Annotated in this window: 18 protein-coding genes; 10 read left to right on the top strand and 8 right to left on the bottom strand. The window is 71.0% G+C overall.

The genetic code is table 11. From position 1 onward, the window contains the following. Nucleotides 1-95: 95 nt before the first annotated feature. The 6 genes from ABT130_RS15140 to ABT130_RS15115 form a co-directional block, all read right to left on the bottom strand. Complete coding sequence (locus tag ABT130_RS15140) at nt 96-1,943, bottom strand: sigma factor-like helix-turn-helix DNA-binding protein (RefSeq protein WP_350955931.1); 1,848 nt, start codon at nt 1,941-1,943, stop codon at nt 96-98. Between the two features lie 49 nt (nt 1,944-1,992). Then, entirely contained in the window at nt 1,993-4,050 is a 2,058-nt protein-coding gene (locus ABT130_RS15135) for a UvrD-helicase domain-containing protein (protein WP_350955930.1), read from the bottom strand. A gap of 3 nt (nt 4,051-4,053) precedes the next feature. Further along, entirely contained in the window at nt 4,054-6,261 is a 2,208-nt protein-coding gene (locus tag ABT130_RS15130) for a hypothetical protein (RefSeq protein ID WP_350955928.1), read from the bottom strand. A gap of 111 nt (nt 6,262-6,372) precedes the next feature. Further along, nucleotides 6,373-7,128, bottom strand: a complete 756-nt coding sequence (locus tag ABT130_RS15125; RefSeq protein WP_350921759.1) for a class I SAM-dependent methyltransferase — start codon at nt 7,126-7,128, stop codon at nt 6,373-6,375. Nucleotides 7,129-7,254: 126 nt separating this feature from the next. Next, nucleotides 7,255-8,316: an ABC transporter substrate-binding protein gene (locus ABT130_RS15120; protein WP_350955926.1), complete on the bottom strand. Its 1,062-nt coding sequence runs from the start codon at nt 8,314-8,316 to the stop codon at nt 7,255-7,257. Nucleotides 8,317-8,428: 112 nt separating this feature from the next. Next, the gene (locus ABT130_RS15115) at nt 8,429-8,614 is read right to left on the bottom strand and encodes a putative acetyltransferase (protein WP_342666812.1); all 186 of its coding nucleotides are present in this window, start codon (nt 8,612-8,614) and stop codon (nt 8,429-8,431) included. Nucleotides 8,615-8,774: 160 nt separating this feature from the next. Here ABT130_RS15115 and fdxA point away from each other — a divergent pair, with 160 nt between their 5' ends. The 4 genes from fdxA to ABT130_RS15095 all read left to right on the top strand — a co-directional run bounded on the left by fdxA (nt 8,775) and on the right by ABT130_RS15095 (nt 11,297). Beyond that, the gene (gene fdxA / locus ABT130_RS15110) at nt 8,775-9,101 is read left to right on the top strand and encodes a ferredoxin (protein ID WP_030910647.1); all 327 of its coding nucleotides are present in this window, start codon (nt 8,775-8,777) and stop codon (nt 9,099-9,101) included. A gap of 269 nt (nt 9,102-9,370) precedes the next feature. Continuing rightward, the gene (gene dapC / locus ABT130_RS15105; RefSeq protein ID WP_350921763.1) at nt 9,371-10,450 is read left to right on the top strand and encodes a succinyldiaminopimelate transaminase; all 1,080 of its coding nucleotides are present in this window, start codon (nt 9,371-9,373) and stop codon (nt 10,448-10,450) included. An 11-nt stretch (nt 10,451-10,461) separates the two neighbouring features. Further along, complete coding sequence (locus ABT130_RS15100) at nt 10,462-11,130, top strand: DUF4178 domain-containing protein (protein ID WP_350921766.1); 669 nt, start codon at nt 10,462-10,464, stop codon at nt 11,128-11,130. Nucleotides 11,131-11,138: 8 nt separating this feature from the next. Further along, nucleotides 11,139-11,297: a hypothetical protein gene (locus ABT130_RS15095; protein ID WP_350955924.1), complete on the top strand. Its 159-nt coding sequence runs from the start codon at nt 11,139-11,141 to the stop codon at nt 11,295-11,297. 54 nt (nt 11,298-11,351) lie between these two features. Here ABT130_RS15095 and ABT130_RS15090 read toward each other — a convergent pair whose 3' ends face one another. Continuing rightward, a complete protein-coding gene (locus tag ABT130_RS15090) occupies nt 11,352-12,173 on the bottom strand; it encodes a hypothetical protein (protein WP_350921768.1) in 822 nt (273 codons plus the stop codon). A 69-nt stretch (nt 12,174-12,242) separates the two neighbouring features. Between ABT130_RS15090 and ABT130_RS15085 the strand changes: the two genes are divergently transcribed. The 4 genes from ABT130_RS15085 (at nt 12,243) to ABT130_RS15070 (ending at nt 15,937) form a co-directional block, all read left to right on the top strand. After that, on the top strand, nt 12,243-13,103 hold the full coding sequence (locus ABT130_RS15085) for a 2,3,4,5-tetrahydropyridine-2,6-dicarboxylate N-succinyltransferase (RefSeq protein ID WP_350955922.1): 861 nt from the start codon (nt 12,243-12,245) through the stop codon (nt 13,101-13,103). 123 nt (nt 13,104-13,226) lie between these two features. Further along, nucleotides 13,227-14,288, top strand: a complete 1,062-nt coding sequence (gene dapE, locus ABT130_RS15080; protein ID WP_350955920.1) for a succinyl-diaminopimelate desuccinylase — start codon at nt 13,227-13,229, stop codon at nt 14,286-14,288. 258 nt (nt 14,289-14,546) lie between these two features. Next, nucleotides 14,547-15,317 (top strand): LOG family protein, encoded by a 771-nt coding sequence (locus ABT130_RS15075; RefSeq protein WP_350955918.1) that lies wholly within the window; start codon nt 14,547-14,549, stop codon nt 15,315-15,317. A 32-nt stretch (nt 15,318-15,349) separates the two neighbouring features. After that, nucleotides 15,350-15,937 (top strand): LOG family protein, encoded by a 588-nt coding sequence (locus ABT130_RS15070; protein ID WP_350955916.1) that lies wholly within the window; start codon nt 15,350-15,352, stop codon nt 15,935-15,937. On the opposite strand, the gene ABT130_RS15065 is transcribed toward ABT130_RS15070, so the two are convergent. Beyond that, complete coding sequence (locus ABT130_RS15065; RefSeq protein ID WP_350921779.1) at nt 15,914-16,345, bottom strand: hypothetical protein; 432 nt, start codon at nt 16,343-16,345, stop codon at nt 15,914-15,916. The genes ABT130_RS15070 and ABT130_RS15065 overlap by 24 nt on opposite strands. 41 nt (nt 16,346-16,386) lie before the next feature. Here ABT130_RS15065 and ABT130_RS15060 point away from each other — a divergent pair, with 41 nt between their 5' ends. Next, entirely contained in the window at nt 16,387-17,166 is a 780-nt protein-coding gene (locus tag ABT130_RS15060) for a hypothetical protein (RefSeq protein WP_350955914.1), read from the top strand. Further along, entirely contained in the window at nt 17,163-17,741 is a 579-nt protein-coding gene (locus ABT130_RS15055; protein ID WP_350955912.1) for a DNA-3-methyladenine glycosylase I, read from the top strand. The genes ABT130_RS15060 and ABT130_RS15055 overlap by 4 nt, the downstream gene beginning before the upstream one ends. Nucleotides 17,742-17,750: the final 9 nt, after the last annotated feature.

The following is a 17,750-nucleotide window of genomic DNA, read 5'->3' as shown; positions in this document are numbered from 1 at the left end:
CCTACGCAATCAACCCCGACGCCACACCGGACGGGCTCCACACACGCGCGATGGGAGCCGACTCGGCCGAGCCCGCGCGAGCGGAGCGAGCGCAATCAGACACTTCCTTCCAGGAAGGCGAGGATCTCGCGGTCTCCCCGGTCGCGCAGGCGGGCGATCACCTCCTCGCGGGTGCAGCCGTCCGAGAGGCCGATGCGGGCGCCGATCAGCCGGACGCCCTCGGCCTCCGAGGCCACCGGCGCCGTGTAGCCGATCAGGTGCAGCGCCCGGTTCAGGGCGGGCAGCGCCGGTGAGGCGGCGGGCAGGTAGCGGGTCAGCAACTCGCCGCCGTCGGAGACGGTCAGGAAGACGTGGTCACCCTCGGAGGCGTTGGTGGCGATCAGGACGGGGCGGATGGAGCCCATGGTCGGCTGGTTGTGCCAGCTGATCACCACGTCGCCCGAGGGGGTGGAGGCGGTCAGCTGGCCGCCGGGGGCCATGCCCAGGTGCGCGGCGAAGCCGGTCGGCAGCGGGGAGCCGGAGCCGCGCAGGTGCTCGGCGTTGACATCCACCCGGTGCCACCAGCGCCCGTCGCGGCTGCGGAAGCAGCGCCGGGTCTCCGAGACGTCGCGGCGCGGCTGGTAGTCGGCCTGCTCGGCTCCGGCCACCCGGATCCACCCGCGCTGCGTGCGCTCGAAGCCGGGGCCGCCGGCGTACGCGCGGACCGAACTCTCGCTCACGTCGTAGCGCCCGGTGAGGTTGGTGACGATCGTGTTGACGGACGCCTCGCCGTTGGCGCGTTCGATCTCCCTGACGATCATTTCCCGGATGCCCAGATACTGCTCGCCGCCCCAGCGCGACAGCCCGTACTTGTTCCGGTCGACCCGCAGGAACCGGTCGTCGGCGGTGAGCTGGTTGCGGATGCCGACGAGGCTGTAGTCCTCGCCGATGCGTTCCTGGATCTCCTCGGGCGTCAGCGGGTTGCCCGCCACCGCGAGCACGGCCTCGGCCTTGTCGTTGACGCTGCGCGGCCAGGGCACCACGTGGTTCTCCAGCACCCGCAGCTGGGGCACCGCGATGAGCCAGCGCTCGGCCACGTCCTCGCGGATGCCGAGCTGGCTGACCAGCGTGACGGCCTCGTCCAGCGGGCGCGGCCCGTCCGTGAACAGCTGCCTGGTCTTCTCCCTGAGCTCGTCCGCACCGCCCGCGACCAGCCAGCCGTCCACCTGCTCGTAGCCGCTCAGCAGCGTCCTCACGAACCGCCAGGAGGGGATGCCCAGCGTGGCCAGGTCGGTGCGGTGCCAGGGCACCGCCGCGGCCAGGTCGTCGGCGGGCACGGCGGAGCCCAGCCGGCCCCGCAGCCAGGACACGTGGCCGGTCAGCGGGGCCGCGTCATCCGTGGCGAGCCAGGCCTCGACATGGTCGCGCAGGTCACGCTCGATCTGCCGGATGCGCTCCCTGGTGACGGAGAAGCGCTGGGCCAGGTCGTCGAGGGTGGCCCGCTGGGAGGCGTAGAGCCGGTCCCTGGCGATGGCCCGCTGCCGCTCGTCCAGCGTGGCGAAGACCTCGTCGATCAGCTCGGGCAGCGGCCGGTCGGGCCTCGCGGGGCGGGTCCGGGCGACGCTCTCCTCGGTGACCGGTTCGAGCAGCCGCTCCAGCACCCCGGTGAACAGCTTGTGCACCGTCTCGCGACCGAGCCCTTCGGGCGTGCGTACGCTCGAGGCGGGGTCGGCGAACCTGAGCAGCGGGAGGACGTCACCGAGCATCAGGTGACCCCAGCACGCCAGGGCGAGGTCGGTCAGGCGTCCGGCGACCTCGGACGTCCCGATGGTGGAGCAGGCCCTGTCGAGCGGAAGCGCCTGCCACCACGCCTCTGGGAGGCGTGGATCGGTTGCGATCGGCGCTACCTGGCCGGGAGAGGTCCAGCGCAAAGGTGGCGCGATGTCGCTCAGGCTGAGGTTCATTGAGGTCCAACCGGCAAAGGGGATTACATCCGCAATTCAGACTATGTGGTCAGTTGGGAAGGAAGGGACTTGCCCGTCCGGAATGGGATACGTAAAGGAGTTCTCGTGCCCGGGTGCAGGCGACATAGAGCAGGCCGCGCTCCCGCTGAAGATCGTGGGCCCTGGCCGCCGGATCCTCGCCGACGGGGGTCAGCGAGTCGGGGTCGGGCACGATTCCCTCGCCCACGCCGATCACCGCGACCCGCCGGAACTCGAGTCCCTTCATGCCGTGCAGCGTCGTCACTCGCACCCCCAGCTCGCGCAGAGCGGTCCGCGCGTCACGCACGAGGCCGGCGGTCCTGGCGGCCACCGCTATCTCCTCGGGCATCACGCCCTCATCCACCCACTCTCCCACCTGTGCCACCAGCCCCGTCAGCTCATCCTGCGGTGAATCGTAGGCTCGGACCATCGGCCTGAGCCCGTGCCGGGTGCTCCGGAAGCCGTAGAGCTCCTGCACACCGTTGACGAGCCCGTCGGCGGGACCGCCTCCGCGTAACCGGACTCCCCAGGACAGGATCTCCTGTGGGAGCCGGTACGACACCTGCAGACGCTGCTGGATCGCGTCGATCCCGACGGCGCTGAGCGTCACCCTCGTGTCGAAGATGCGCTGGTGCGGGTCGCCCACGATGAACAGGTCGTCGCGGGCGTGCGGCACCGCCGCCCGCAGCAGCCGCCACTGCGCGGGGTGCAGGTCCTGCGCCTCGTCCACCACGATGTGCCGGTACGGCTCCCGCATGGGCTCCGTCTCCTCCAGCAGGTCTCCCGTGGTCTGGCCGAGCAGCACCGACGCCTCGGAGGCCAGCTGCAGCAGGGTCCGCTTGCCGCGCTCTCGCAGCCGTCCGGTGACGTGCCCGATCGCGTCCCAGACGGCGCCGCGCTCCTCGGCCGACAACTCGACGCCGCGGCCCGAGCGGGGGGTGTCCAGGTACTCCTCCAGAGTCCGGAGGTTCTGCGCCAGCACCACCTGCTCCCACTCGCGCAGCAGGAACGCCGGGCTGTGGCCGGTCGCCGTCTCCTCCCAGAGCGCCGTCAGCTCGGCGGCGCCGACCAGCGAGGGCGGACGGCCCTCGGCCTCCGCGACGATGCGGTGGGCCAGCCGGTCCACGTTGCCGACCTCGATCCGCTTGCGGATCGTCTCGTCCTCGATCAGCAGGTCGAGCCTGGTCGCGAGTTCGGCGCTCAGCCCCTGGGAGAAGGTGACGAGCAGGATCTGGCCGCTCGCGCGCCTGGCCAGGTGGGCCGCCCTGTGCAGGGCGACGAGCGTCTTTCCGGTGCCCGCGCCACCGGTGATCAGCGTCGGCTGCTGGTAGGACTCCCAGTACGCCAGCCGGTGCTGCGGCGGCCGCAGGAACACGCACCAGCCGGGCGCGTCGAGCACGCGGTTCAGCTCGCGCGGGTGGTCTGTGAAGACGGCCCGGTCCGGGCTGCGCAGGAGCGCGGCGCCGAAGTCCTCGGGGTTGATCGGCTCTGGTCCCGCGGCGACGGCGCGGCAGTTCTCCAGTTCCCGCCAGGCCCCGGCCATCGACTCGCCCCTGGCGAGCGCCGCCAGCGGCTCGTACTGCGTGGGGGGCAGCAGCGGTTCGAGCGCCTCCAGGGTGAGCTGGTCGGTGATCTGCCTGACCAGCGGCAGGAACCGGCCGTCCACCCCCAGTTCGGCCAGGTCGCTGTCGCAGATCTCGGAGAACAGCCGCGTCGTGGACGCCTCGGCCGCCCTGCGCACCGCGGGCCGTACCTGGTCCAGCGCCTCGGCGTCCCACATCTCGACCACGCCCAGCGCGGTGTTGACGCCGAACCGGTAGCGCTGGGCGTACGCCCACGCCTCCGCGTCCGGCAGCACGGTCAGCAGCCAGTAGACGTCCCGCTGCTTGACCACGACGCCCCGGTACCGGTCGGCCAGCCTCAGGGTGGCGACCCGGGGGTCCCTGGCCCCCCTGACCCGCTCGGGGTGCGGAGCACCCGCCACGTTCTGCAGGAACCTGCGCGCCGAGACCACGACGTCCCGGCGCACCGGCTGGGCCAGGGCGCCGAGTTCGACGGGGAAGTCCGGGGAGATGGCGAGGCGGGGCATGAGCTAGGCCAACAGTGACAGGAGATCGCGGTCCCCGCGTTCTCGTAGCCGGGTGAGAAGGTCGGGTATGCCCACGGGGCCCGTCATGCCGACCCGGGTGGCGATGACCCGCCCGGCCTGTTCCGGGGTGCCGCCCGAGGCGGTGTAGCCGACGAGTCTCAGCGCCTGGGCCGTCGCCTCCCCCTCGCCCCTGGCGGACGGTAGGTGCCTGGCCCGCAGGACTCCCTCGTCGGAGAGGGTGAGGAACAGGTGGCTGCCCTCCTTGGCCCCCACGTCCTCCAGGAGCGTGCTGAGCGACTCGAGCACGGGCCTGTCGTGCCAGCTGAGGACCAGATCGCCGACCGCGCTGCTGACCGTGCGGCCCTCACCGGGTGACATCCCGAGGTAGGCGGCGAACCCGCTGGGCAGCGAGCACTCGGCGCCTCGCAGGTGGTCGGAGGTGACGTCGATCCGGAGCCACCAGCGGCCGTCGGGCTGGCGGAAGCAGCGCCTGGTCAGCGAGACGTCCTTCAGCGGGCGGAAGGGGGCCTTCGCCGGTTCCCCGTTCTCCCGCGGCGCGCCGGGCGGCTTCTCCGCGATCAGGGCCGGGGTGCCGTTCGGGCGCTGGGGAGGCCGTTCGCCCGCGCCGAGGATGCGGAGCTGCGGAACGTTCTCCAGCCACTCCTTGGACACCTCGGGGTGGATGCCCAGCGAGGAGACCATGTCGAGGGCCTTGTTGATGGTCAGCGGCGGCTGGGCGTCGCTGAGCATGTCGCGGGTGCGATGGCGGAGCTCGGCGATGTCGCCCTCCACCAGCCACTCGTCGACCAGGTGGTAACCGGGGAGCGTGGCCAGCACGAACTGCCAGGCCGGGATGTCGAGAGAGTGCAGCTCCAGGGTGTGCCAGTCGGCGGCGTTGATCAGCCGCTCCTTGGGCGCCGCCCTGCCGAGCACCCTTCTCATCTCCTCCAGGTGCTCCCGGTACGGGGCGGCCTCGTCGGAGGCGATCCACTCCCCGAGCTCCCGGCGCAGGTCGACCTCGATGCCGAAGATGACCTCCGGCCGCACCGCGAAGAGCTTGGCCAGCGCCTCCGCGCTCGCCGGGGTGTCGCTGAACAGCCTGTTCTGCGCCACCGCCCAGCGCTTGTCCTCCGCGTTGGCGAAGACACCGTCCACCAGCGCGTGCAGGTTCTCCACAGGCTGCCCGGCCCGACGGCTCCGCGCGGCCTCCTCCGGCTCGGGAGCTCCCGCCGCCTCCGGGGTGGCGGGTACGGAGTCATCGATGGGGTCGTCGATGGGGTCGTCGATGGGGGCGTCGCCGGTTTCGGCGACCGCCTCAACCGGAGCGGCGGCAGCCGCCTCGGCCTCGGGCACGCTCTCGGCGGGGGACTCCCGGACTTCTTCGAACGCGGCGCCGGGCGCGGCGGCCTGAGCCTCCGCGTCGGTCACGGGCGGATCGTTCCTCGCCGGGGCCGGCTGGAAGAGCGATCCAGGGACGGCGGCGGGCTCAGCCTCAGCCTCAGCCGCACGACGTGCCTCGGGCACCGGCAGGGCTTCCGGCACGGCGTCCCCGGCGCTCTCCACGCTCTCGGCCGTGCTCTCGGCAGTGGGCCCTGAGGTGGGCCCTGAAGCGGGTTCGGCAGCGGGTTCTGCGGGGGACTCCGCCACGACACCCGGCCCGGTCTCCGGCGGGGTCTCCGGCCCGGGGACGGCTCCAGAGTCATTCGGTATGGCATCGGACTCGCCCGGGACCGACTCGCTCCGCGCGGCGGGCGCCTGGACCGAAGCCGCCGGAGCCGAAGCCGCCTGGACCGAGGCCGCCGGGAGCGGGGTCGCCAGGTGTGCGAAGACCGCCGTGAAGAGGGCGTGCAGTAGCGGGACCGGCTGGATGAACGGCTGGTCGCGCAGGTCGTGGCCGGTCAGCGCGAGGAGACCCGGCCAGGATCCCGCGCGGTCGAGGGCTATGGCCGTACAGGGCTCGTCGGCCTCGTCCGGGTCCAGGACGTGCAGTGCGGGCAGCACGTCGCCCACGGTAGCGGCAGGCCAGTGGTTCAGGGCGAGCGCGGTGAGGATCTCCGCCAGCCGCTCAGGAGGCAGCACGGCGAGCACGCGGGCCATCGGCAGGCTCCGCCACCAGGCGTCCGGCAGGTCAGGCTGGTCGCGCAGAAGTGGGATCGTGGCCGCGTCGCTCCAGCGTAGCGGCGGCACGAGGTCACTCAGACAGAAGTTCATCCGTTCCCTTCACCAGCCCCTTAAGCCGCCCGAGACACTCCATGTGGCCGGGGAACGAGACTCATGGAACAGACCATAGTCTGGCAAATCGCCACGGCGCATTGGGTCGGTTCAGCGGCGTACAGCCGCGAACCGCAGTCGCACGTAGTCGGCCATCCAGCCGGTCTCCCGCCGCAGGGCGGGGGCGGCCAGCTCGTTCACCCGGTGGAGCAGCGAGTCGACCATCTCCATCGGCACTTCCTGGAGCAGCGAACCGGCGAACATCCGCACCCAGTCGGCCGCCCCGTTGGGGCACTCGTCGAGCGGGGTCGGCCGATCGAAGTATTCCAGCAGGCGGACCGTGAAGCCGCCCTTCTCCAGCCTTGTGGCGTACTCGGCGGGGGTGGGGAAGTACCACGGCAGGCCGGGCTCACGGAGCCCGTACTCCCGCCAGGCGGTGGACAGCGCCGCCGTCAGCGCGGCGCAGTTGCCCGCGCCGCCCATCTCGGCCACGAACCGTCCGCCGGGTGCGAGGGCCTCGCGGACACTGGTGATCACCGCGTCCGGCTCCTGGCCCATCCAGTGCAGGGCCGCGTTGGAGAAGACCGCGTCGTAGGGCTGGGCCACTGTGAAGTCGCGGCCGTCGCCGACTATGAAGTCCAGCCCCGGGTACTGCGCCAGGGCTTTTTCGATCATCGCCTGCGATCCGTCGATCCCCAGGACATGCGCGCCCCGGGAGGTGATCTCGGCGGTCAGCGTCCCCGTGCCGCAGCCGAGATCCACGATGCGCTCGCCCGGCTGCGGGTCGAGTAGTTCGACCAGGGGGGCGCCATGTGCTGAAACGTACCCGAAGCTGCTGTCGTAGGCGCGAGCGTTCCACCTCGTCAAGCTAGGCGCGTCGTATCGCAAGACGATCAGCTCACATTCTGAGACGCCAGGGTCTCTTATCGGTACTCTCCAGACACTTTAGAGCCTCTGGGAAGTCACGACATATCAGTCTCATCAGCCCCACCCTCATCTCACCTTTCTGGCCCACTCGCGCTGGAGGTAGGCCCTGGCCCTGTCGATCTCCGAGACGGTGAGGATCACGGGCCTCCCGCTGGTGGCGGGGAGCTTGGCCGCGAGTTCGTCGTCCAGGGTGCCGCGCATCTGGAGGGCCTCCATCCTGATCGGGCGGGCATAGCCCTTCAGGAAGAGGTTCTGGCCCCTGTCGGAGAACAGGAACTCCTGCCAGAGCCGGGCGGCGGCAGGGTGCGGGGCCTGCTTGTTGATGGCCTGGACGTAGTACGAGCCGAGCACGGCGTCGCCGGGAATCGCGACCTTCCAGTCCTTGCCGGCGGCCGCCCGCTCGGCGTTGTGGTAGTCCCAGTCGACGACGACCGAGGCCGCCTTGGGGGTCGCCGCGAGGTTGCCCGCGCCCTTGAGGCGGTGGAAGAACTCAACGCCCCGCTCCGCCCTCGCCTCGCCGCCCCTGAGCGAGACGGCCATCACCCCGTTGAAGGCCGCAGAGACCTCCCGGGGGTCGCCGGGCAGCGAGACGCTGTGACCGGGCTTCAGCAGGTCGGAGAAGGAGACGGGGGCCGCGACCTTGCTCGGGTCGTAGCCGATGGACATGTACCCGCCGTACCCGGCGTACCAGGTGCCCCGGTGATCCTTGAGATGGTCGGGGATGTCCTGCCAGCCCTGGACCCGGTACGGGGCGAAGAGGTCGGACTTGGACACGGCGACGTCCATGCTCAGGTCGAACACGTCGGGTTTGAGCGCGGGGATGGCCGCGATCTCCCTGGCGCTGTTCGCGTCGGGTTCCAGCTGGTCGACCTTGATTCCGTACTCCTCGGCGAAGGTGTCGATGATCTCGCCGTAGTTCACCCAGTCGCGCGGTAGCGCGATCACCGTGAGGGTCCCCTCCTTCTTGGCCGCCTCGACGAGGCGTTCCATCGTCGAGAAACCCTCCTTCATGGAGGCGGCCCGGGTGTTGACCGGCGGGAGTTGAATGTTCTGAGGAGCCGGGGCGCCACATCCGGCGATCGTGGCCGTGAGGATCACGGCGGCTGCGGCGCTGGTACGTACGGTCACGGAGAAAATACTCTCCGCTGTCATTCGTCCGGTCGAGCAGGCGCGGCCCTTCCTACCGGACGGCTTATACGTGTCTTGGCGAGCGGCTTACCCGAACGTGCCGGCGGGCGCCTCAGGCGCGCGGGGGTCGCGGCTCCTGGACCACCTTCGCCGCGGCGAGCGTCTCCTCGCCGATCTCGACCAGCGTGCCGTCCCGTTTGCGTACGCCGAGCACGCCGTCCCGCCAGAACTCCAACTCGCCCACCGCGTCCCGGAACCCCTCGGGAACCCGTCTCCGCGTGGTGACTCTTTTGCCCACGTCAGAGGGGGTTATGGTGATATTTAGGCGAGCACCGAAACCAAGGGCCATCGACTTTTGCCCCCTCCCGTTTCAGACACGTGGCAGGCCCGGCAATACTAGGGCTAAGCAACCCGCGGTCGAAGTCGTGCCTAGGTGCGTAAAGAAGAAGGAGCCCGAGGTGACCTACGTCATCGCGCAGCCTTGCGTGGACGTCCTGGACAAGGCATGCATCGAGGAGTGCCCTGTCGATTGCATCTATGAGGGGGGACGGATGCTCTACATCCACCCCGACGAATGCGTCGACTGTGGCGCGTGCGAACCCGTCTGTCCGGTGGAGGCCATCTTCTACGAGGACGACCTTCCCGAGCAGTGGAAGGAATTCTACAAGGCGAACGTGGACTTCTTCGAGGACCTGGGATCGCCCGGCGGCGCCTCCAAGGTCGGCAAGATCGAGAAGGACCACCCGGTCGTCGAGGCTCTGCCCCCGCAGGCCGAGAGCCACTAGGTCCTGTCGGGCGGATCTTGCCGCGGCGAGGATCGGTCGGCTGCCGCCTCGCGGAGCGAAGGAGGTCGCCGCGGCGTGCCGCGGCGACCGGCGACAACGCGGCGGGGTGCCGCCTGACCGGCCGCGGTGGGCGAAAGATCCAAAGGACGGTGCCCGGGATTCGATGCCGGAGGGGTGAGAAATCGCTCCTCCGGTGCGTGTCACCGGCAGAGCGAAAGGCGACGGCTGAATCAAGTGAGCGCCACTCCTAACATGCCCGCGAGGCTCCGATGATCGGCCTGCCGGACTTTCCGTGGGACCGGCTCACGCCGCTGAAGGAACTGGCGGCGTCGCACCCCGACGGGATCGTCGACCTTTCGGTGGGCACCCCCGTCGATCCGGTGCCCGCCATCGTGCGCCAGGCGCTCGCGGACGCCTCGGACAGTCCCGGATACCCGCTGACCCATGGTTCCGAGCGCCTCCGCTCGGCCGCGGCCGGATGGCTGCGGCGCAGGCACGGAGTGATCCTCGACCAGGCGAACGTGCTGCCGCTGATCGGTTCCAAGGAGTTGGTGGCCTGGCTGCCGACACTGCTCGGTGTCGGGGCGGGGCAACGAGTGATCTTCCCCGAGCTGGCCTATCCCACCTACGACGTGGGGGCCCGCCTCGCGGGCGCCGAGCCGTACGCCGCCGACGGGCTGCTCGCGCTCGGGCCGGAGCGGGTGCCGCTGGTCTGGGTCAACTCCCCGTCCAACCCGACGGGTAAGGTCCTGCCCGCCGAGCACCTGCGCAAGGTCGTCTCGTGGGCGCGCGAGCACGGCGCGGTCGTGGCCTCCGACGAGTGCTACATCGAGCTGGGCTGGGAGGAGCAGCCGGTCTCGATCCTGCACCCGGACGTCTGCGGCGGCTCGCACGAGGGCCTGCTGGCGGTGCACTCGCTGTCCAAGCGCTCCAACCTGGCCGGCTACCGCGCCGGGTTCGTCGCCGGCGACCCCGCGCTGATCAAGCGGCTGCTGGAGATACGCAAGCACGCCGGCATGATGATGCCCGCGCCGGTCCAGGCGGCGATGGCCGTCGCGCTGGACGACGACGAGCACGCCGAGGAGCAGCGGGCCCGCTACGCCGCCCGCCGCGCGGCGCTCCGTCCCGCCCTGGAGGCGGCCGGTTGGAAGATCGAGCACTCCACGGCGGGTCTGTACCTGTGGGCGTCCAACGGGACGGGTTGCTGGGAGCAGGCCCGCGCGCTGGCCGACAGGGGGATCCTGGTCGCCCCCGGCGACTTCTACGGGACCGCGGGTGAGGGGCACGTCAGGGTCGCCGTGACGGCCGGTGACGAACGCATCAGTGCGGCAGTGCGCCGGCTCCAGTAGGATCGCGCGGCATGACCCCCGAGGTCGCCGTGATACTCGGTTTGAGTGTGGTCACCCTTGTCCTGTTGCTCGGCGCGTTCTTCGCGACGACGCGTCAGGGCAGGGGGGCCGACGATCCCGACCCTCCCGGCGAGACCCCCCCCTCCTCGGTTGGGGCCGCGCAGCCGCCCCAACCGGCCATGGGCCATGTCGGCATCGACTATCCCGACCCCCGTACGATCAAGGTCGGTGACACGATCGAATGCCGGGGGGTGCGCAGTCGTGTTCTCGGCGCCCTGTACCTGTCGTGGCAGGGAACCCAGTGGACCGAGTACCTTCTCGACGACGGCACCCGCCGCTACCAGTGGCTCTCGATCCAGATGCACGACGGCCTGGCGACCGGCGAACCGCCGCACCTGGAGGTGCTGCTGTGGACGCAGGTGCCCACCGAGGGCATGGTCCCCGCCAAGACCACCCTGAGCGTTGAGGGGGTCGACTTCCTCCCCATCGACCGTGGCACCGCGGCCTTCCGCGGCGAGGGCGTCACCTCGATGCCCGAGCGGGGCCTGCTCGACTTCGCCGACTACCGGGCGGCGGACGGCCGCCTGCTCAGCTTCGAACGCCTGCAGGGCCAGCGCTGGAGAGCCTCACACGCCCAGCCCCTGGCCCCGGGCACGATCAGGATCGAGAAGAAGGGCTGAGCCCCGCGGTGCAGGGGGCTCCCCCTGGCGGAGGGGGAGCCCCCTGGGTAAGGGGCGCCGGGGCCTGCGATCGGGGACTGGTGGCCCGCGGGGACGGGTTCGACCTCGACCTGGCCGCCCGCGAGCTGATCACCGTCTTCGAGCTCGCCACCTATCGCCGGCCCTGACCCGGCACCCGCCACCGTCGCGAACCCCGAAAGTGATCCGGAGACGTCAGCGGATCACTGGGAGATCTCGACCTTCCCCGCGGGCACCTTGGGGTCGGCCTTCCAGCCGTCGTGGCCGTTCGCGGAGACCCACGACTGGCCGTCGTAGCGGATCCTGGTCAGCCCGAACTCCTTGGCGTGGGCGATCGACCAGCCGGCCACCAGCCAGCCGCGCCTGCGCGACGGGGCCTCGAACGCGGCCCCGAGCGCCCTGGTGAGCTCGCTCTTCGCCGCACCCGTGTCGGGGCGCGGGCTCTTGCCCGAGGGAACGGGGAACCAGCAGTGCACAGCCTTGGGGACGCGTCCGGTGAACGCCGCGGCGAGGATCTTCCCGTCCTCCTCGTGCTGGGCGTACGCCGACCCGTCGGCCGAGCGCTGCACCGCCTGGGCCGCCTCGTGCAGCGGCAGCTTCCGGTATCCCTTCACCTTCACCAGCGCGGCGAAGAACTTCTCCGAGGCATAGACGGGATCGATGAGCTGGCTGGGTTTTCCCCACCCCTGGGAGGGCCGCTGCTGGAACACACCGACCGAGTCGCGGTCGCCGCCCCTCAGGTTCTCCAGCTTCGACTCCTGGATGGCGGTGGCGTAGGCGATCACGGCGGCCCGCTCGGGCAGCTTTTTGCGGGCCGCCACGGCCGCGATGGCCGCCGCCACCTGGGCCTGCGCGATGTCCAGGTCCAGCGAGCCCTCCGGAGTCGTGATCCTGCACCCCTCGCCGAGGTCGACGAACGGTTTCGCCCGCTTGAGCAGGGTGAACAGACCCGCGGTGATGGCCACCACGAGCACGACCACGATCGCGATGATCGCGATAACCCCTTTTGAGAAGCGCCCTCGCACGGTCAAGAACCTACCGGTCCCCGCGATTGCTCAGCCTGTGATAACGCGGTGAACACTAGGCTCCGGGCCATGACCCAGCGCGATGCCAGCCCGCTGCCCGCGGCCGTCGACGAGCTGTGGCGACGCCGGGCCGAGCTGAGCCCCGCCGACGCCGAGGCCCGCGCCGTCGTGGTGAGCGCGGTGGACATGCTCGACGGCGGGAAGGCCCGGGTGGCGGAGGTTTCCCCCACCGGCGAGGTGGTCGTGGACGAGCGCGCCCGGCGGGCCGTCATGCTCGCCTTCCGGGTGCTCGGCATGGCCAGGTCCCAGGTGGGTGATTTCCATCACCATGATCGCCTTCCGCTGAAGACCTCCGTCGACGGGGTACGCGTCGTGCCGGGGGCGATCGCCCGCTGGGGCGCCTACCTGGCGCGAGGCGTGGTGCTGATGCCCTCGTTCGTCGACATCGGCGCCCACCTGGACGAGGGCAGCACCGTGGACACCTGGGTCTCGATCGGTTCGTGCGCCCAGATCGGCAAGAACGTCCACCTGGCCGGCGGGGTCGGCGTCGGAGCGGCGGGCGGTCAGGACGGCGAGGAGGGCTCCGGCGCCGCGGGGGAACCGTCGAGGGCCGCACCCGCGGTCGTCGAGGACGGCGCGCTGATCGGCCGCCGTGCGGTGATCGCCGAGGGGGCCCGGGTGGGCCGGGGCGCCGTGGTCGGCGCCGGGACGATCCTGTCGGGCTCGACCCCTGTCGTCGACGTGCGGACGGGAGAGGAACTCGGCCGTGGCCGCGTCCCGGACTGGTGTGTGGTGGCAGGGGGGACCCGGCGGCGTGAGTTTCCCGGCGGTACCTTCGGGCTGCGCTGCGTGCTGGTGCTTGAGCGCCTGGAGGAGGGCCGCAGGCCCGGCGGGGCCGAACTCGACCGGATGCTGCACGGACACGGGTAGGCGGTCCGCCCGGCAGGGGTCGCCCGGCCCCCGTGCCGAACTCGACCGGATGCCGCGCGGACACGGCCGGGGGTGGCGGGGGCGGGCTCGTCCGGATCCCGCGCGGGCACTAGGGTCGCGGGCATGAGTACGCGTCTGGATCTCACACAGGATGTCGGGGAGCTCACCGCCCGGATCGTGGACGTCGAGTCGGTCAGCGGCGACGAGAAGGCACTGGCCGACGCCGTGGAGGAGGCCCTCCGGCTGCTCCCGCACCTGACGGTCGAGCGCGACGGCGAGTCGATCGTGGCCCGTACCCATCTGGGCCGCGGTGAGCGGGTGGTGATCGCCGGACACCTGGACACCGTCCCCGTCGCGGGCAACCTGCCCAGCCGGGTCGAGGGCGACCTGCTCTACGGCTGCGGCACCTCGGACATGAAGGCCGGCGTCGCGGTCGCCCTGAAGCTGGCGGCGACCCTCCCGGAGCCCAGCAGGGACGTGACCTACGTCTTCTACGACTGCGAGGAGATCGAGGCCGAGCGCAACGGCCTGCTCAGGCTCAGCCGCAGGCACCCCGACTGGCTCGCGGGGGACTTCGCGGTGCTCATGGAACCCACCGACGGCACGATCGAGGGCGGCTGCCAGGGCACGCTCAGGGCCCAGATCGTCACCCGGGGCAAGCGGGCGCACAGCGCCAGGTCCTGGTTCGGGGTCAACGCGATCCACGCCGCCCAGCCGGTGCTCGCGATCCTGAACGCCTACCAGGCGAGGCTGCCCGTCGTCGACGGGCTGGAGTACCACGAGGGCCTGAACGCGGTGGGCATCGGCGGTGGCGTCGCGGGCAACGTGATCCCGGACGAGTGCGTGGTGACGGTGAACTACCGCTTCGCCCCCGACCTGTCGCTGGAGGAGGCGCGGGCCCACGTGAGCGAGGTGTTCGAGGGGTACGAGGTCCGCTTCACCGACGGCGCGGCCGCCGCGCGGCCCGGCCTGACCCATCCGGTGGCGGCGGCCTTCGTCGACGCGGTGGGCGGCACGCCGAGGGCCAAGCTCGGCTGGACCGACGTCTCGCTCTTCGCCGGTCTCGGCGTGCCCGCCGTCAACTACGGCCCCGGAGACCCGAATATGGCGCACCAGCAGGGGGAGTTCGTCTCACTGAAGAAGATCGCCGGCTGCGAGCGTGGAATGCTCGGCTGGCTGTCGTGAAAGGCCGGAGTCATCCGGCCAGGTGTGCCGCTCACGGCGGATCCGCTCCGCCCTGACGTGGGCGGTTACCCCGCGAGGGGCCGGGGCGGTGCCGGGCGCAAATGAAAGTGGCTTTCCTCGCCGGCCATTTGGCGGGGAAAGCCACTTTCAGTCCCGAGCAGCACCCTCGGCAGTTAGACGCGCCCTCGTCAAAATTCGGTTCCATGTTTTCATAGAGATTTTTCAAGATTTTTCTGGGACGGCACTACGGTGTCCCGCATGAAGAAAACACGTCCTGAACGCCGCCAGGGAGCCGCGGTGGTCCGCGGTGACCTCGTCTCCGACTCCACCTACGACCAGCGGCTTCTTGACCGGAGAGGGCCGGCCGACTGGCTGCACATGGACCCCTGGCGGGTGATGCGGATCCAGGCCGAGTTCGTGGAGGGCTTCGGCCAGCTCGCCGAACTGCCCCAGGCGGTGACCGTGTTCGGATCCGCGCGTACCCCCGCGGGCACCCCCGAGTACGAGATGGGGATCAAGCTGGGCAAGAGCCTCTCCGAGGCGGGCTACGCCGTGATCACCGGTGGTGGCCCCGGCTGCATGGAGGCCGCCAACAAGGGGGCGGCGGAGTCCGGCGGTGTCTCGGTCGGCCTGGGCATCGAGCTGCCCTTCGAGCAGAGCATGAACGAGTACGTCGACCTCGGCATCGAGTTCCGCTACTTCTTCGTGCGCAAGACCATGTTCGTGAAGTACTCCTGCGGCTTCATCACGCTGCCCGGCGGGTTCGGCACCCTGGACGAGCTGTTCGAGGCGCTCACCCTGGTCCAGACGGGGAAGGTCACCTCCTTCCCCGTGGTGCTGATGGGCACCGAGTTCTGGGGCGACCTGATCGGCTGGATCAGGAACACCCTCGTGCGGACCGGCAAGATCTCCGCCCGGGACGCGGATCTCATCCATGTCACCGACGACGTGGAGGAGGCGGTCCGGATCATCGTGGAGGCCGACCGCACCAGGGGCGGGCGGGTCAGGGGCGAGCGGAGAAGCCCATGACCCTGGCCGGCGATGCCGAATAAGGTCGGGGCGTGTTCATATGTGTATTCCTCGCGTCTAGTCAAAGAATCGACAAGAAGTACCAGGAGCTGGCCGAGGAGGTCGGTGCGGAACTCGCCAGGCGCGGGCACGACCTGGTGAGTGGAGGGGCCAAGGTCTCCTGCATGGGCGCGATCGCCCGAGCGGCCCGCGCGGGCGGCGCCCGTACCGTGGGCGTGATCCCCCAGTCACTGGTGGACATCGAGCTCGCGGACGAGCACGCCGACGAGCTGGTGATCACTGGCGACATGCGCGAGCGCAAGGGGGTCATGGACGCCCGCTCCGACGCCTTCCTGGTGCTGCCGGGCGGCATCGGAACGCTCGAGGAGCTGTTCGAGATCTGGACGTCCCGCACGCTGGGCCTGCACGACAAGCCCCTGGTGGTCCTCGACCCGTGGGGCATCTACCGGCCGCTGCGGGACCTGGTCGAGGGCATGCAGGAGGCGGGTTTCACCCGGCCGAACGTCTTCGACGCCATCTCCTGGACCGCCACGGTCGACGAGGCGTTCCGGCTGCTGGAGAAGTCGACCAGGCACCTGGAACCGAGCGCCGAGGAACTAGGCGAGGCCACGGCGGGTTAGCGCGGGTGGACGCCGCCCGGCGAGGGAGTCGGTCATCTCGACCGCGAGTCGCACCTGTTCCCGGCGATCCGTACGGAACACGCGGGCACCCGCCCAGGCACAGATCGAGGCCGCGGTGAGCTCCGCGGCCTCGGCGTCCCGCTCGTCTCCGGCGGTGGCGGCGGCCAGCCCGGCGGGGGTGACGACCACGGTGCGCCCGGCGCGGACGAGCTCCTCGACCTCCCCGATCGAGTGGGCCTCGACCCAGCCGGGTTCGCCCGGATCGCCGGGGCCGAGCACGAGGGGGGCCGTCGGCGGGACCGGTGGGACCGCCCCGGTCCGCCCGCTCGGAGAGGCCGGAGCCCGGCCGTCGCCCACCTCGGCGGAGGCGGGCGGGAGGCTGCTCTCTTCAGGGAACGGAGGAGTCACGACCCGATCCTAGGTCAGCGGAGTTGTGGCACGATTCGTATGTGCTGGTCGTATTAGCCCTCGCTGCCGTAGCCGTCATCGCCAGTGTCACGGTGGTCGCCATGGGGCGGGGGGGTGAGCTGAGCGAGTTCGCTCCCGACGTGCCTCCGCTGGACCTGCCCAAGGGCGGCCAGCTCGGTGCCGTCGACTTCATGGCGCTCCAGCTCCCGGTGAGCCTCGTCGGCTATCACACCCAGAGCGTGGACGAGGCGCTGAACCGGGTCGCCGGAGCCCTGAGCGAGCGCGACACCAGGATCGCCGTGCTGGAGCAGCGGGTGGCCGAGCTGCTCGCCGGCAGGCTCCAGGCCCGCCACGAGCTCAAGGGCGACCTGCCCGCCACCCTGCGCGAGCTTGAGGCGCCGTACGAGCTCTCCGGCCACGGCAGGCCCGCGGCGGGCAAGGAGCGGTCCGGCGGGTCGTCCGCCGTTTCACTCACCGAGCGCGAGGCGCCGCACCGGCTCCCCGACGCGGCCGAGCCCGTGCCGGACCCCGTGGTGGACCCCGTGGTGGACCTCGTGCCGGACGGAGGGGATTCCGGCGGGTCACCGGCCGTTCCACGGGTCGAGCACGGGCCGGAGGGGGCCGATGGACTCCCCGAGGCGGATGAGATTTCCGTGGTGGAGAAGCCGCCCGGCGCGTCGCGGGTCTCCTCGCCGTCCGAGCCGTCCCAGGTGCCGGACTCCCCGTCCCCTTCCGGGGCCTCGCCGGAGCCGTCCTCCGGTACCGTCGGCGTCCACCTCGGTGAGCGGCCGGAGAAGGACGACAAGGAGGAGTCCCGTTGACCGAGACCTCGCGACCCGTCGTGCCCGCGGCATCCGTGGAGCTCGTGCGCTGTGGGTGGGTGAGCGCGGCCCCCGACTACATCGCCTACCACGACGAGGAGTGGGGCCGCCCGGTCACCGGCGACGACCGGGTGTTCGAGCGGATCACGCTGGAGGCGTTCCAGTCCGGCCTGTCCTGGATCACCATCCTGCGCAAGCGGGAGAACTTCCGCGCCGCCTTCGAGGGGTTCTCCATTCCGGCCGTGGCCGCCTTCGGCGAGCAGGACGTCGAACGCCTGCTCGGCGACGCAGGCATCGTCAGGAACCGGGCCAAGATCGAGGCGACGATCGCCAACGCGAGGGCCGCGCTCGGCATCGGCCTGTCCGATCTCGTCTGGAGTCACGCGGACCCCGGCTCGCCGGTTCCGAAGACCCCGGCGGACCTGCCCGCCCAGACCCCCGGTTCCAAGGCGCTGGCCAAGGAGCTCAAGTCACACGGTTTCCGTTTCGTCGGTCCGACCACCGCCTACGCGCTGATGCAGGCCATCGGCCTCGTCAACGACCACCTGGCCGACTGCTGGACACGCCGGGCCTGACGGCCTCCC

The sequence above is a fragment of the Streptosporangium sp. NPDC001681 genome, assembly GCF_040298085.1.
In the GTDB taxonomy this organism is placed as follows: Bacteria; Actinomycetota; Actinomycetes; order Streptosporangiales; family Streptosporangiaceae; genus Streptosporangium.
This window is presented reverse-complemented; position numbering and strand designations above follow the sequence as displayed.

Excerpts from the sequence above, each read along its gene's own strand:
- ABT130_RS15140 (WP_350955931.1), bottom strand. The coding sequence starts at position 1,943 with ATGAACCTCAGCCTGAGCGACATCGCGCCACCTTTGCGCTGGACCTCT.
- ABT130_RS15135 (WP_350955930.1), bottom strand. The coding sequence starts at position 4,050 with ATGCCCCGCCTCGCCATCTCCCCGGACTTCCCCGTCGAACTCGGCGCC.
- ABT130_RS15130 (WP_350955928.1), bottom strand. The coding sequence starts at position 6,261 with ATGAACTTCTGTCTGAGTGACCTCGTGCCGCCGCTACGCTGGAGCGAC.
- dapC (WP_350921763.1), top strand. The coding sequence starts at position 9,371 with ATGATCGGCCTGCCGGACTTTCCGTGGGACCGGCTCACGCCGCTGAAG.
- ABT130_RS15100 (WP_350921766.1), top strand. The coding sequence starts at position 10,462 with ATGACCCCCGAGGTCGCCGTGATACTCGGTTTGAGTGTGGTCACCCTT.
- ABT130_RS15085 (WP_350955922.1), top strand. The coding sequence starts at position 12,243 with ATGACCCAGCGCGATGCCAGCCCGCTGCCCGCGGCCGTCGACGAGCTG.
- dapE (WP_350955920.1), top strand. The coding sequence starts at position 13,227 with ATGAGTACGCGTCTGGATCTCACACAGGATGTCGGGGAGCTCACCGCC.
- ABT130_RS15075 (WP_350955918.1), top strand. The coding sequence starts at position 14,547 with ATGAAGAAAACACGTCCTGAACGCCGCCAGGGAGCCGCGGTGGTCCGC.